The sequence below is a fragment of the Pseudomyxococcus flavus genome (genome assembly GCF_050038885.1).
GTDB lineage: Bacteria > Myxococcota > Myxococcia > Myxococcales > Myxococcaceae > Myxococcus > Myxococcus flavus.
Genome location: NZ_CP143624.1, coordinates 6,700,746 through 6,714,583 on the forward strand (window position 1 = coordinate 6,700,746; position 13,838 = coordinate 6,714,583).

Genomic DNA, 13,838 nt, shown 5'->3' on the forward strand with positions numbered 1-13,838 from the left:
ACACAGACACTGCTATGTGCCTATTTGGCGGTTGAAGTCATCGCTGTCAATACAACCTTGGAGGGTCTGTCTTGACTCGTAAACGATCTCAAAAAATTGATGACAAGACTGCAAATGGATACGTGTTTCCCGTATGTCCTCACGGCACTGTGACACTCGCAGCGGTCGATCCATCCGTCTCAGCGGGTGAACACGCGGAATATGAGAAGACGCTCAAATCACTCCAGGAGCGTGTCTTCGAGCTGCAGACGCAGAACTACCTGGCAGGGCGGAAGGCCGTCATTGTCTTCGAGGGATGGGATGCCGCTGGAAAGGGTGGCGCCATCCGCAGACTCACCACGCTGATGGACCCACGCGGTTACAAAGTGTGGCCCATCTCCGCGCCATCCGAGGAGGAGCGCCGCCATCACTATCTCTGGCGCTTCTGGCGCAAGACGCCAGGGGCTGGAGAGCTCTGTGTGTTCGACCGGAGCTGGTACGGGCGCGTGCTCGTGGAGCGGGTGGAGCGGCTCGCCACGCCCGCCGAGTGGCGGCGCGCGTACGATGAAATCAACGCTTTTGAACACATGCTCACCGCGGACGGTGTGCGGATGGTGAAGTTCTTCATCCACATCGACAAGAAGACGCAGCTCAAGCGCTTCCGCGAGCGCGAGCAGGACCCCGCCAAGCGCTACAAGCTGGGGCCCGACGACTGGCGCAACCGGTCGAAATGGAGGCAGTACGAGCAGGCCATCCAGGACATGCTGGACCGCACGCACCGTCCCGACGCGCCGTGGCACGTGGTGCCGGGCAATGACAAGCGCTACTCGCGCCTGGAGGTGCTGCGACGGTGCGTGGCGCTGCTGTCGTGAGACGGGCGCCGCGAAGGGGCGCGGGGAGCAGGGGCCCACCCGCGCGCTCGGCCCCGCGGCGCGGAAGACTACGTCAGGGCCTTCTTGACGGCGTCCTCGATGCGGGCCTTGGGCACCGCGCCGACGATCTGCTCCACGACCTTGCCGCCCTTGAAGAGGAGCAGGGTGGGGATGGAGCGGATGCCGTACTCCTGCGGCGTATCCTGGTTCTCGTCGATGTTGAGCTTGGTGAACTTCACCTGCCCCTTGTACTGCGAGGCCAGCGCCTCGATGGAGGGCGCGATGGCGCGGCACGGCGCGCACCACGTCGCCCAGAAGTCCACCAGCACGGGCTCCTGAGCGTCCAGGACCTGCTGCTTGAAGTCGCCATCTCCGATGTTCGTCACGTCCGCGCCTGCCATGGTGTCTCCTCGTGCCCGCTCCGGGCAGCTCCGTCGCGTCCTGTATTACGCGTCCGGGGGCCCTGCAAGGATCGGCCGGGCATCAGCCAATCTAGCGGCACAGATGCGGACTCGTGGCGGCTGTTTCAACCATTTCCCCCACCGCTTCCACCCCCGGGCGGATGGGTGGTGTAAGCTGAAGGGCGTGACGAAGCTCTTCCTGCCCCAGACCCAGCTCGAGGAGTGGGCACTGGCGGACAAAGCGGACCTGCGGGACGGCCGGCTGGTGGTGATGGCGGAAGGGGGCGTGGCCTTCCCCCTCACGCCGGCGGTGCATTTCGTCCAGCTCGTGTCGGGCGAGGACACCCAGGGGCTGGTGGCCCGGGTGAAGACCGAGGAGCAACTTGCCAGGCTGGGGGCCGAGCAGATGGCCGACTCGGTCCTGGTGGGGGACAACGCCTATGAGGTCGTTCCGGGGTATGTAGCAGAGGTGGCCGCCGGTGCGCCCCGGCCAGAGGGCGCGGAGAAGAAGCCGGATTCCGAAGCAGACCTTCTGGCCGCCTTCATCTTGAACAAGATGGGCTGATTCGCCTGTCTCCCGTGGTTATGAGCCTGCCCCTATGAGCCACACGCTCGTTTCGCTCGCCTGCCACGCGTATGGCATCGCCGCCGTGGCCTACCTCGCCTACCTGGTCCGCCAATCCGAGGCGCTGGCCACCGCCGGGCGCGTGCTGGTGGGCGGAGGGTTGGCGCTGCACGGCGTGGCGCTCTTCGAGCTGCTCGGTGCCCAGAACGGGCGGCCGGTGGGGCTGGCCCAGGGCTTCTCCGCGCTGGCCTTCCTGCTGCTGGCCATCTTCCTGTTCCTGGACGTTCGCTACCGCCGGCCCGTCATCGGCGCGTTCCTCACGCCCCTGGCCCTGGCCGCGCTGCTGCCCGGGCTGCTGTTGCAGGGCGGGCAGGCGCCGCTGCCCGCCGGGGTGCGTCAGCCGCTCCTGCCGCTGCACATCACCCTGGCGCTCATGGGCCTGGCCGCGTTCGCGGTGGCCGCGGGGGTGGGCGTCATGTACGTGCTCATGGAGCGGCAGGTGAAGGCGAAGCGCTTCGGGCTGCTCTTCTCCCGGCTGCCCTCGCTGGAGTTCCTGGACACGCTGAACCGGCGGCTGGTGGTGTGGGGCTTCCTGGCCCTGTCCATCACCCTCGCCACCGGGGCCTTCTTCGTGGGCTCCGCGCCGGGCCCCTGGTCCGTGGACGGGAAGACGCTGGCCACGCTGGTGGCCTGGGCCGTCTTCGCCGCGCTGTTGATGGCGCGCACCTTCGCGGGTTGGCAGGGGCGCCGCGTGGCCTTCCTCACCATGGCGGGCTTCTGCCTGGTCCTGGTGTCCTTCCTGTCCTCGTATGACCTGTCGTCGCCCACGGCGGCGGCCATGAGGATGCCGTGAGTATGGAGCTCATCTGCATCGGCCTGTCCCACCGGACGGCGCCTCTCGACGTCCGCGAGCGGCTGGCCCTGCCGGAGCCGCGGCAGGTCGCCGTGCTCCAGCGGCTGGCCCAGGCGCCCGTGGAGGCGCTGTGGGTCTCCACGTGCAACCGCGTGGAGGTGTACCTGGCGGCGCCGAGCGCCGAGATGGCCCGGCAGCGCGCGCTGGCGGAGCTGGAGTCCCTGGGCGGCACCGCGGCGCTGGAGCACCTCTACGAGCACCAGGGCGAGGCGGCGCTGGTCCACCTGTTCCGCGTGGCGTGCAGCCTGGACTCCATGGTGCTGGGCGAGGCCCAGATACTGGGCCAGGTGAAGGACGCCTTCGAGCGGGGCCAGGGCGCCGGCGCGGTGCGCGGGGAGCTGATGCGCGCCTGCGCGGCCGCGTTCAGCTGTGCCAAGCGCGTGCGCACGGAGACGGCCATTGGCCGCGCGGCCACGTCCATGGCGGCGGCGGCGGTGCAGCTGGCCAGCAAGGTGTTCGACGGGCTGTCGGGCAAGACGGTGCTGGTGGTGGGCGCGGGGGAGATGGGCGAGCTGGCGGCGCGGCACCTGAAGCAGGCGGGCGCCTCGAAGCTCTACGTCACCAACCGCACCCTGGCACGCGCGGAGGCGCTGGCGGCCGAGGTGGGCGGCCAGGCCCGGCCCTTCGAGGAGCTGCTCGGCCTGGTGGCGGCGGCGGACGTGGTGGTGTGCAGCACGGCGTCGCCCGTGCCCCTCTTCACCCGCGACAACGTGGGGGCGCTGGGCCGTGGGCGCCGCGGCCGGCCGCTGTTCATGGTGGACCTGGCGGTGCCCCGCGACATCGACCCCGCCGTGGGGACCCTGGACTGGGTGCATGCCTACGACGTGGATGACATCCAGAAGTTCGTCGCGGACAACGCCGCGGCGCGCGCGGAAGAGGCGCAGAAGGCGGGCGTGCTGGTGGCGCAGGAGGTGGCGCGCTTCGTCAAGGAGCGCGCGCTGCGCGAGGGGACGCCGGTGCTGGCGCGGCTGCGGCAGCGCGCGGAGGCCATTGCCCGCACCGAGGTCGAGCGCACGCTGAGCGCGCTGGGTGAAGGACTCAACGACAAGCAACGCAAGAGCATCGAGGCCATGGGCCGAGCCATCGTCAACAAGCTGCTGCATGAGCCCACCGCGCGGCTGCGCGCCGTGGGACCCGAGGGTGAGGGGAACCGGCTCGCCGGGGCCGCCGCCGAGCTGTTCGGCCTCCTGGAGGATGAGGTGGGGGCCGCCGCCGCGGCGCCGTCGGTCATGGCCGCGCCGGTCCACGCCGCCACGGGGGGCAAGTGATGTCGCGCGTGCGCATCGCCACCCGTCAGAGCCCGCTGGCGCTCTGGCAGGCGCGCCACGTGGGCGCGCTGCTGGCCTCGCATCACCCCGGGCTCGACGTGGCCCTGGTGGAGATGACCACCGAAGGAGACCGCTTCCTGTCCGCGCCGCTGTCCGCCGTGGGCGGCAAGGGCCTGTTCGTGAAGGAAATCGAGCAGGCGCTGCTCGACGGCCGGGCGGACATCGCCGTGCACAGCCTCAAGGACATGACGTCCGTGTTCCCGGAGGGCCTGGTGCTGGCGGCGGTGCCGGAGCGTGAGGACCCCCGTGACGTCTTCTGTGGCCTGGGCGGGGTGACGCTGGACACGCTTCCCCAGGGCGCTCGGGTGGGGACCTCGTCGCTGCGCCGCAGCTGCATCCTCCGCGAGCGGCGGCCGGACGTGGACATCGTCAGCATCCGCGGCAACGTGCAGACGCGGCTGGCGAGGACGCGCGAGCAGGGCCTGGCGGGCGCGCTGCTGGCCTTCGCGGGGCTCAAGCGCCTGGGGCTGGAGGACGTCATCACCCAGGTGCTGCCGCCCGAGGTGAGCCTGCCCGCGGTGGGGCAGGGGGTGCTGGCCATCCAGTGCCGCACGGATGACGCCCGCGTGCGCGAGCTGCTGGCGCCGCTGGAGCACGCCACCACGCGCATCGCCGTCACCGCCGAGCGCGCGCTCCTGGCGAAGCTGGAGGGCGGCTGCACCGTGCCGCTGGCGGGCCACGCCACCGTGGCCGGGGAGACGTTGCTCCTGCGCGGACTCGTGGGCCGTCCGGACGGCACACGGGTGGTGCGAGGCGAGGTGAGCGGCCCGGTGTCGCAGGCCCAGGCGCTGGGCGAGGCCCTGGCGGACGACCTGCTGTCGCGTGGCGCGGCGGACATCTTGCGTGATTTCGCCCGCCGCGCAGAGGCGCGAGAGTCCTAGACTGCCGTGCGCGTGGAACGGCGACTGGAAGGCAAGAGAGTCTTGGTGACGCGCCCGCGTGAGCGGGCCGAGGAGCTGTGCTTCCTGCTGGAGGACGAGGGCGCGGAAGTGCTCAGCGTGCCCCTGCTGGAGCTGCATCCGCCGGAGGACCGGCGTCCGCTGCTGTCCGCGGCTGAGCACATCCACCGTTACCGGTGGGTGGTGTTCGCCAGCCCGTCCGGCGTGGAGGCGTTGATGGAGGCCCTGCGCGAGGCCGGCACCCAGGACCGGATTCGGCATGTCAAGGTGGCCACCGTGGGGCCGCGCACGACGCGCGCCGCGGAGGGCTATGGCCTGGAGGTGGTCGCCGAGCCGGCCGAGGGCACGGGCGAGGCCCTCTTCAACCTCATCAAGGATGCGCTGCAGCCGGGGGACGAGGTCCTCCTGCCCGCCGCGGAGGAGGGGCGGCGCGAGCTGGAAGACGGGCTGCGTGAGCACGGTGTCCTGGTGTCGCGAGTGACCGCGTACCGTTCCACCCCCGCGTCGCTGCCGCCGGAGTCGCTGGCCATGCTGGATGCGGCTCCTCCGGACGTGGTGCTCTTCGCCTCTCCGCGCACCGCGGAGGCCTTCCTGGAGGAGGCCGGGCGCGAGCGCCTGTCCGCCGCGCGGGTGGTGGCCATTGGCCCGACGACCGCGTCCGCGCTGGAGCGGCTCGGCGTGCCCGCGGCCGCCGTCGCCGAGCGGCCCACGCCGGAGGCCCTGGTGGACGCCGCCGTGCTGGCGGTGACGAGCACCGTGCACTGACGGCGAGCCTGCGGCACGTCACCGGTGAGTGCCGGCGCGGGGGGCGGTGCTGTGCCTGCCCGTCAGGGCACGGGCGAGGGGGTCAGGCGCCGCTGTCGGGAGCGTGCTCCGCCGTGCGCCCGAGCGCGTCTGGTACGCTCCGGGGCCGCGCTCCGGCGGGCGGCCGGGGTGAAAGGAGACGAGCTTGGTACAGCCAGCAAGCGGCGTGGGTGGCACTGCCCCGAAGAGCCGGGACGACTTCACCACGTTGTTCGTGCTGGAGGCCCTCGTCGCCCAGGGGCTGCTGCAACGCCAGCAGGCGCAGGAGGTGCTCGCCAAGGAAGCCGCCGCGCGCGCCCGCGTCCTCAAGGCCCGGGGGGCCACCGGTGGCAAGGAAGCCGCGCGCTATGACGTGTCGCCGGTGGAAATCGTCGCGGTGTTCCAGGTGCCGCTGTCCAACGGCCGGGGCGTACTCGACGAGGACCGCATCACCGAGGCCGCCGCCCGCGCCGCGGGCATGCCCTACCGGAAGATTGACCCGCTGAAGCTCGACATGGCGCTGGCCACGCGCACCGTGTCCAGGCCCTACGCCCAGAAGCACGTGCTGCTCCCGCTGGAGCGCACGCCGCAGGGGCGGCTGCTGGTCGCGGTGGCCAACCCCTTCGACCGCGAGCTCTTCGAGAGCTTCCACCGCCTCACGGGCATGCCCGTGGAGCCCATCCTCAGCGCCAAGTCGGACATCCTCAAGTCCATCAGCGACATCTACGGCTTCAAGAAGACGCTGGCCCGCGCCGCCGACGACTTCAGCGCCGCGGCCGGCGCGCAGGTCGCCAACTTCGAGCAGCTCGTGTCGCTCAGCGGCACCCAGGAGCTGGAGGCCTCGGACCGGCCCGTGGTGCAGGCGGTGGACTACCTGCTGCGCTATGCCTTCGACAACCGCGCCTCGGACATCCACATCGAGCCCAAGCGCACCACCAGCGTGGTGCGCCTGCGCATCGACGGCGTGCTGCATCCGGTGCACACGCTGCCGGCGCCCGTGCATCCGCCCATCGTCTCGCGCGTGAAGATGCTGGCGCGCATCGACATCTCCGAGCGCCGCAAGCCGCAGGACGGCCGCATCAAGACGGAGCGGGACGGCCGCGAGGTCGAGCTTCGCGTGTCCACGCTGCCCACCGCGTTCGGCGAGAAGGTCGTCATCCGTATCTTCGACCCGGAGACGCTGGTGCAGGACATCGCCCAGCTCGGCTTCGAGCCGGACGAGAAGAGCGCCTTCGAGTCATGGATTGACCAGCCGCACGGCCTCATCCTCGTCACCGGCCCCACGGGCAGCGGCAAGACGACGACGCTGTACTCCGCCCTCAAGGCGCTGGCCGGCCCCGACGTCAACGTCACCACGATTGAGGACCCCATCGAAATGGTGTGGGACGCCTTCAACCAGGTGCAGGTGCAGCCCAAGGTGGGGCTCGACTTCGCGGGGGCGCTGCGCCACATCCTGCGCCAGGACCCGGACGTCATCATGGTGGGCGAGATTCGCGACCCGGAGACGGCGGAGAACGCGATTCAGTCCGCGCTCACCGGCCACCTCGTGCTGTCCACCCTGCACACCAACGACGCGCTCGGCGCGGTGGCGCGCATGCGGGACCTGGGCGTGCCGTCCTTCCTCCTCGCGCAGAGCCTGCTGGGCGTCATGGCCCAGCGCCTGCTGCGCCGGGTGTGCAGCCACTGCGCGCAGGAGACGACGCTGACGCCGGACGAGTTGCTGGCGCTCCAGGCGCCCCTGCCGCTGCTGCCCGGCGGCGTGCGCCTGCTCAAGGGCGCGGGCTGCGTGCGCTGCCGCGGCACGGGCTTCGTGGGGCGCACGGGCGTCTTCGAAATCGTCACCGCGGCGGGCGAGCTGAGAGACCTCATCGCCCGCGAGGCGCCCTATGCGCAGATGGTGGAGGCGGCCCGGCGCTCCGGCATGCGGACGCTGCGCGAGGCGGCCGTGCGCAAGCTGGCCCAGGGGCTCACCGCCTTCGACGAGGTGGTGCGGATGACGACCGTCTGACGCGCGACGGCCCGGCCTCCCACGAGGAGAGACCGGGCCGCGGTGCTTCCCGAAGGCCCCGGTGGGGCAGGGGCGGCGCCTAGAAGCGCGCCTGGAGCAGCGTGTTGAAGCCCAGCGCGTGCGGGCGCTCGAAGCTCGGCTGTGCCACGCCCGTCACGTCGTCCCGGAACGTGGTCCGGTTGGTGTCGTAGGTGTAGTAGACCTCGCCGACGGCGGCGACGGAGTCGGACAGGTCCCAGCGGAACGTGGCCTTCGCGGAGTAGATGGGCTCCGCCTTGCACACCGCGTTGCCGCGGCCGCACGTCTCCGGAAGGATGCTGAGCTGGTTCACGTCACGCACCACGACGGTGCGCGTGCCGATGAGGTTCTCCGGCGGTTGGTTGCCGCCGAGCACCGGCGTGGGGCTGCGGAACGAGGCCGGCTGCTGCACGCCGATGATGAAGCCCGGCGTGAGGTGCAGCTTCGGCAGGTGGTAGTCCGCGCCCACGGCGACGAACATCTCCGGCTTCAGCTCCGTGCCCTCGGGGAAGTCCTGGAACGGCGGGAAGCCCGGCACCTCGAACTGGATGAAGGACAGGCTGCGGTAGAGGGCCAGCAGGCTGACGCGGAGCAGGTCGTACTTGGCGCGCGCCTGGAGGGCCACGGCGGTGGCGCCCTGGGGCTTGGTGGCGCCGAACTCGTCGGGCTTCTCCAGCGTCTGCGACAGGTAGCTGCCCTCGAGCGACACGGTGTACGACAGGCCGCCCGGGTACTGCTCCGGCGCGAAGAAGCGCTGATAGATGTCCGGGTCGTTCTTGTAGAGCCGGAAGTCCACGCTGGTGCCGACGGGCACGCCCACGTGGTAGACGATTTGACCGGACACGCCCGCGGCGTTCACCGGCGCTTCCACGCCGAGCGTCGCCAGGCCGGGCACCAGGCCCTTCTGGAAGTAACCGCCGCCCGCCTCGACGCGCAGCGTCTCCAGGATGTCCCAGCCGGCGCCGGCCATGACGCCGTACTTCGTCTCTTCCTCGAGGATGAGCTCGTTCTGGATGAGCGCCGTCTTGCCGCCGACGTACGCGTACCAGTTGTTGCGCGTGATCTGCAGCTTGCCGCCGGGCACGCCGTTGGCGGCGGCGCGGGTGGTGAACACGCCGCTGCCGCCCCAGGAGATGCGGTACGCATAGCCCAGACGGAAGCGGTCGGCGGACACCGGGAAGCCGACGAGCGAGATGCCTTCCTTCTCACCCCAGCCGGGCGGCTGGTAGTTGAGGCGGATGTAGCTGGAGTTGTCGCGGATATCGACGCCGCCCGACGGCCGCTCGAGCACCAGCAGCGTCAGCGCCGCTTCGGTCGTCAGGCCCTCGAAGAATGCCGGTGCCCGCTTGTAGAGCACCACGTTCGAGAGGGACTCGAAGCCGGAGAACCGGGTGTTGAAGTTGTCGTAGAACTGGGTGTTCTGGTTGCCGGCGCCGAACCGCGCATTGGGGCTGTTCGGCGTCGTCTCACCGGAGCCCGCCAGCACGTTGTCGTCCGCGAAGACGAACGACAGACGGGTATCCACGAAGTCACTGGCCCAGGCGGGCGCACTCAGGGAAATCAGGCCGGTCAGGGCCAGCTTCTGAAACGTTTTCAATGTCCCTCTCCACGGAGTGGCCCGGGGGGGCCACTCCTCCCTGCTTCCCGTCACCGGGTCGCGAGAATCATCAAAAGACTACGGATTGACGCAAGGCCGGATGGGCCGCGGGCACTCCAGACCCGGGCCCGGGTAGCAGCAGATGTCGTCCTGGTCGCGAGGCAGCACGTTCCAGCGGGGCCGGGCGGCGCTCACCTGCCGCAGGTGACCCACGACGTCGAAGGTGGCCTCCTGCAGGAAGCGGCACTGCTCGGCCGCCTCGGCATCCGGGTCCTCCCTGTTGCAGTCGGGGTTGAGGTCCGGCACCGCGTCCTTCGTCACCAGGTTGATGCGGGTGCGCGCGTCCGCCGCCGCCTTGCAGGTGAGCGTGCCGTCCTCGCGGTTCTGCACGGAGGCGAACACCATGCTCTCGCCCGTGCCCATCGTGTGCTGCAGCGGGGTGTTGGCGGGCAGCGCCACCGGCGTGCCGCTGGCGCTGAAGCGCACGTTGGCCGGCTTGTCGCACGAGACGTTGATGGGGGTGCCCCTCGCGAAGCTCCCGGACTGCGCCCAGGTGACGACGGTCGGGTCCGCGTTCACCTCGGCGGTGAAGGTCTGGATGCGCGCTGGGACGGACTCATCGAGCCCGGCCGCGGCGGCGCCCGTGGGGTTCATCTCCACCACGAACTGTCCGAAGCCGTTGTACGTGTTGCGCTCCGTGCAGTGGACGCCGGCGAACTCGCCGATGCCCAGGGTGCAGTCGATGTTGCACTGGCGCTCGGCGATGTCCGGGTCGTTCGGGTTGTCCGTGCCGCAGCTGCCCCACGTCCCCGCGCGGGTGTTGGGGCAGAAGAAGGGCACGGTGCCGTTGCCGTTGGCGTCGCAGTTGTGGAAGACGCGCGGGAACTTCACGCGAGAGAGCTTCACCAGCGACGACTCCAGGCCCTCCATCTTGTAGTTGTCGTAGCTGTAACCACACAGTGGGTCGGTGATGTAGAGCGAGGCGCTGTAACCGCACAGGCGGCCGTTGATCTCAACCGGAGTCACCAGCTTCAGGTACTTGTCCCACTCCGTCTGTGGCAGCAGCCGGACGCGCTCGCGCACCGTCCACGCAGGGAAGGTGAGCTGCGTGGTGGCGGTGAACTCCTGCACGGAGCCGGAAACCGACCACACCAGGTCACCCGCGTCCAGCCCCTCGGGGAAGGAGTAGTTGTAGATGTAGAGCGAGTTGAAGCGACCGGGATAGTAGCCGTCCGGCTCTCTCGTCTGGATGTTGGCGCCCGGAATGCTGTCCTCGCGGACGCGACAGGCGGTCAGGTCAGTGACGAAGAAGCCGCTCGGGTCCGTGCCCGTCACCAGCAGCGTGACTGGCTGTTTGTCGTTCGGGTCGCCCTCGGGGCAATTCTGAAGCAGGGGGGGGCCAGCCTCCGGGTTACGTCCGAGGCGCATGTACGTCCCCGCGTAGGCGGTGAGTTGCTCGCCGTCTTGCGGAACCTGGACCGTGGCGATGGTCGGCTCCTCGAACTTCATGAGCCGCGACAGGCCGGTGGAGTGGGTGCGCGTCGCCGGCTCCTCGGGCAGCTCGCCGGGGACGATCTGTCCGTCGGCGTAGTCCACCTGCGGGGGCTCGTCCTGCACCCACACGTGGGCGTCACCATAGAGCTGGCCGGCGCGCACCGTGCCGGCGCCCCGGCCGTTGGTGAGCTGCGTCCACCGGTAGCGGTACTCGCCCACCAGGTTGCCCGGCACCGTACGGAAGGACACGGGCCCGTTGAAGGACTCCATGGGCTGGCCCTTCGCGTCCAGGGCGGTGATCTCCACGTCGAAGTCCACCGGCGTGCGGGGCAGGGCCAGCCGGCAGTTCTCCGTGCCGCGGATCTCCAGCGGCACCTGGTCCTGGCCACCGTGCGCGTCGGCGCACTCATTCACCACCGGCAGCGGCGTGCGGGTGCCGCCGGTGTAGATGCCCTGGAGGGTGACCTGGAAGGAGGCGACGCCGTTGGGCTCGGGCGTTTCTTCGGTGTAGCAGCCGGCCGCCGCCAGGGCCGACAGGAAGAGCAGGCGCTTCATTTACTTCACCCTCCGGCCGATACGAGAGTCCTCCACCGCGTCCGCGATGGACATGGCGGTGGGGTTCTCACAGAAAGTCCGCAGCTGGTTCGTCACCGTGCCGCAGATGGGGTTGTTGCCCGCCAGCACGTCGCGGCAGCTGCAGCGGCCGGTGTACGGGCCGTCCGGCACATTGCACTGGCTCTGGATGTCCTCGGCCGTCAGGCCCGGCACGCCGCAGCGCTCCGCCGCGTCCGCGGGAAGCGACAGCAGGTCGCTGCAGGTGCAGCTGCCCACCTCGCGCTCCAGCGCGGCCTTGAACTCGGAGGCGGCGCGGCAGTAGCCCACCACCTGCTCGTTCACCGTCCAGCGGCCGTTGATGAGGTTGCCGCAGTAGTGGCCCGTCTTGGACGTCTGCCGCCCCGCGAGGATGTCCTCGCAGGTGCAGAAGCCCTGCATGTAGCCGATGAGCGAGTCGCGCAGCGAGATGCCCGTCTCGATGCGGGTGGTGTTGCGCTTGAGCACGTTGAAGCCCGAGCCACCCTTGGCGATGTAGTCGTTGACGGCGATCTTGTAGGTGCCCGTCGGGTCCAGCGGCTTGCCGTTGATCTCGATGTCGGTACCCGGGTGCGCGTAGCAGCGGCCCACGTTCGCGTTCGTGCTCTGGTCCACCAGGCACTGCCACGGCGCGTGGCCCTGGCGGTCCTGGTTGGGGCAGTCGGTGCCGTTGAGCGCGGGGTTGCAGGCAATCTGCAGGTCGTTCACCTGCACCTGGGCGCAGTCCATGGTGAAGCGGGCGCCGGAAATCTGGGCCTGGCTGACGCAGCCACGCTCCGCGGAGCGCTCGGTGACGAAGTCGAACAGCTCCTGCATCTCCTTACCGGAGAGGTACATGATGTTGATGGTGTTCTCGAACGGGAACACGTTGAACATCGACTCCTGCGTCACCACGCCGGCATAGAGGTTGTCGCGGATGCCCAGCGAGTTGGTGAGCGCCATCTCCGCCTCGACGCGGCGGCGCTTGCGCATGGAGTCCGCCGCGATGTTGCCCAGCGGCGAGTCACCACCCGTGGAGTTGTTGCGGCGCTGCACGTCGCGCGGCGCGTAGGAGAAGATGGACGTCAGCTGCAGGTTGAAGTCCATGCCCAGGATGTACGGCTGGAGCAGATGGGTGGTCATCCGGTCCTCCTGGTTCTTGCACTCCTGGATGGCCTGGCGGACCCGCTCGTCACTGAGGAACTGGCCCTCTTCCCAGAACACGTTGGGGTCGTGGCGGAAGCGGCGCATCGCGTCGTCGCACCACAGGGCGTCCATGGGGAAGACGCGGTAGTCCTGGCTGATGATCTCTCCGCCCTCGCCGCTGCCGAGCACATCCGGCATCTTCACCACGAGCTCCAGCCGGCCCACGTACTTGGCGAAGGCGCCGGAGTGCGCGAGCACCACCTTGCGGCCCGCCGGGTCGGTGAGCAGCTGCGGCGGGTTGAGCACGACGTGCAGGTGGCCGCCCATGATGGCGTCCACGCCCACCACGCCGGGGATGCGCACGCGCACCACGGACTTGTCGTCACCCTCGGGGCCGAACCACTCCAGCACCTGCCAGGGCTCCTTCGAGCGCTCCACGAAGGGCTTGGCGCGCTCGTACTCGTAATAGGCCTCGTAGCCATGGATGACGTCCTGGTCCTCGTGGAGGCCCAGGTGGCTGACCAGGACGATGAGGTCCGACACGGGGCGCAGCAGCTCCACGTAGGCGCGCGCCACCTCGTTCTGCTCCAGCGGCGTCACCTGCAGGCTGTTGCCGCCCTCGACGATGGAGTTGAGCGACGAGAGGTTGGCCATGCCGATGATGGCCACCCGCAGGCCCTTCACGTTGCGGATGGTGTACGGCTCCACTTCCAGGGCCGTCTGGTGGTTGCCGTTCGACCGCCAGTCATCCCAGAAGTAGTTGGCGGCCAGCAGCGGGAACGTCGCGTGCTGCCGGGCCATCTCGGTGAAGTTGAGGAGGCCCGCGTCGAACTCGTGGTTGCCCACGACGGCCGCGTCCAGCCGGGCCTGCGAGAGGAACTTGAACTCCACCTCGCCGGTGTTGAGGTTGAAGATGGGCGCGCCCTGGAAGCAGTCGCCCGAGTCCACGTGCAGCACGCGCTCGCCCTGGGCGCGCTCGCGCTTGAGCAGCGCGCCCATGCGCGTGGCGCCACCGAAGGGGCCCGCCTCGGGGACGGTCCCCAGGTCCACGTCCGTCTTCAACGGCGCGAAGTCATAGGGGATGAGGCGCGAGTGGATGTCCGAGGTATGAAGGAGCGTCAGGCGCACCTCCTGCCCCTCGAGGTTGTAATCCTGGCCTTCCAACACCGGCATGCACGAAGCAGAGGCCAGGGCGCAGCTGAGGCCGAGCAGGAGGCGACGCATCAAGAGAATTCCGTGTTTCAGGGGGAGGACAGCGGTAAAGC

Annotated in this window: 11 protein-coding genes; 7 read left to right on the top strand and 4 right to left on the bottom strand. The window is 69.7% G+C overall.

Annotated features, from left to right (window positions below):
• Positions 1–149: 149 nt before the first annotated feature.
• Positions 150–851 (top strand): polyphosphate kinase 2 family protein, encoded by a 702-nt coding sequence (locus VZL07_RS28175; RefSeq protein ID WP_426750901.1) that lies wholly within the window; start codon positions 150–152, stop codon positions 849–851.
• A 68-nt stretch (positions 852–919) separates the two neighbouring features.
• Here the strand turns inward: VZL07_RS28175 and trxA are convergent, their stop codons facing one another.
• Entirely contained in the window at positions 920–1,252 is a 333-nt protein-coding gene (trxA, locus tag VZL07_RS28180) for a thioredoxin (RefSeq protein WP_426750902.1), read from the bottom strand.
• A gap of 103 nt (positions 1,253–1,355) precedes the next feature.
• Between trxA and VZL07_RS28185 the strand changes: the two genes are divergently transcribed.
• From VZL07_RS28185 to VZL07_RS28210, 6 genes are all read left to right on the top strand, one after another.
• Positions 1,356–1,817, top strand: a complete 462-nt coding sequence (locus VZL07_RS28185) for a hypothetical protein (protein WP_426750903.1) — start codon at positions 1,356–1,358, stop codon at positions 1,815–1,817.
• Positions 1,818–1,851: 34 nt separating this feature from the next.
• Complete coding sequence (locus tag VZL07_RS28190) at positions 1,852–2,670, top strand: cytochrome C assembly family protein (protein WP_426750904.1); 819 nt, start codon at positions 1,852–1,854, stop codon at positions 2,668–2,670.
• A 2-nt stretch (positions 2,671–2,672) separates the two neighbouring features.
• Positions 2,673–3,998, top strand: coding sequence for a glutamyl-tRNA reductase (gene hemA / locus VZL07_RS28195; protein WP_426757390.1), 1,326 nt, complete (start codon positions 2,673–2,675; stop codon positions 3,996–3,998).
• Complete coding sequence (hemC, locus tag VZL07_RS28200) at positions 3,995–4,939, top strand: hydroxymethylbilane synthase (RefSeq protein WP_426750905.1); 945 nt, start codon at positions 3,995–3,997, stop codon at positions 4,937–4,939. Before hemA ends, hemC begins: the two co-directional genes overlap by 4 nt.
• A gap of 42 nt (positions 4,940–4,981) precedes the next feature.
• A complete protein-coding gene (locus VZL07_RS28205) occupies positions 4,982–5,722 on the top strand; it encodes a uroporphyrinogen-III synthase (RefSeq protein WP_426750906.1) in 741 nt (246 codons plus the stop codon).
• A gap of 184 nt (positions 5,723–5,906) precedes the next feature.
• Entirely contained in the window at positions 5,907–7,748 is a 1,842-nt protein-coding gene (locus VZL07_RS28210) for a GspE/PulE family protein (protein ID WP_426750907.1), read from the top strand.
• A 79-nt stretch (positions 7,749–7,827) separates the two neighbouring features.
• On the opposite strand, the gene VZL07_RS28215 is transcribed toward VZL07_RS28210, so the two are convergent.
• The 3 genes from VZL07_RS28215 to VZL07_RS28225 all read right to left on the bottom strand — a co-directional run bounded on the left by VZL07_RS28215 (position 7,828) and on the right by VZL07_RS28225 (position 13,797).
• A complete protein-coding gene (locus VZL07_RS28215) occupies positions 7,828–9,363 on the bottom strand; it encodes a hypothetical protein (protein ID WP_426750908.1) in 1,536 nt (511 codons plus the stop codon).
• Between the two features lie 78 nt (positions 9,364–9,441).
• A complete protein-coding gene (locus VZL07_RS28220; RefSeq protein WP_426750909.1) occupies positions 9,442–11,412 on the bottom strand; it encodes a hypothetical protein in 1,971 nt (656 codons plus the stop codon).
• Positions 11,413–13,797: a bifunctional metallophosphatase/5'-nucleotidase gene (locus tag VZL07_RS28225; protein ID WP_426750910.1), complete on the bottom strand. Its 2,385-nt coding sequence runs from the start codon at positions 13,795–13,797 to the stop codon at positions 11,413–11,415.
• Between the last annotated feature and the right edge of the window lie 41 nt (positions 13,798–13,838).

Bases quoted from the DNA above. Each gene is read 5' to 3' on its own strand.
- trxA (WP_426750902.1), bottom strand. From the start codon at position 1,252: ATGGCAGGCGCGGACGTGACGAACATCGGAGATGGCGACTTCAAGCAG.
- VZL07_RS28185 (WP_426750903.1), top strand. From the start codon at position 1,356: ATGCGGACTCGTGGCGGCTGTTTCAACCATTTCCCCCACCGCTTCCAC.
- VZL07_RS28190 (WP_426750904.1), top strand. From the start codon at position 1,852: ATGAGCCACACGCTCGTTTCGCTCGCCTGCCACGCGTATGGCATCGCC.
- hemA (WP_426757390.1), top strand. From the start codon at position 2,673: ATGGAGCTCATCTGCATCGGCCTGTCCCACCGGACGGCGCCTCTCGAC.
- VZL07_RS28220 (WP_426750909.1), bottom strand. From the start codon at position 11,412: ATGAAGCGCCTGCTCTTCCTGTCGGCCCTGGCGGCGGCCGGCTGCTAC.
- VZL07_RS28225 (WP_426750910.1), bottom strand. From the start codon at position 13,797: ATGCGTCGCCTCCTGCTCGGCCTCAGCTGCGCCCTGGCCTCTGCTTCG.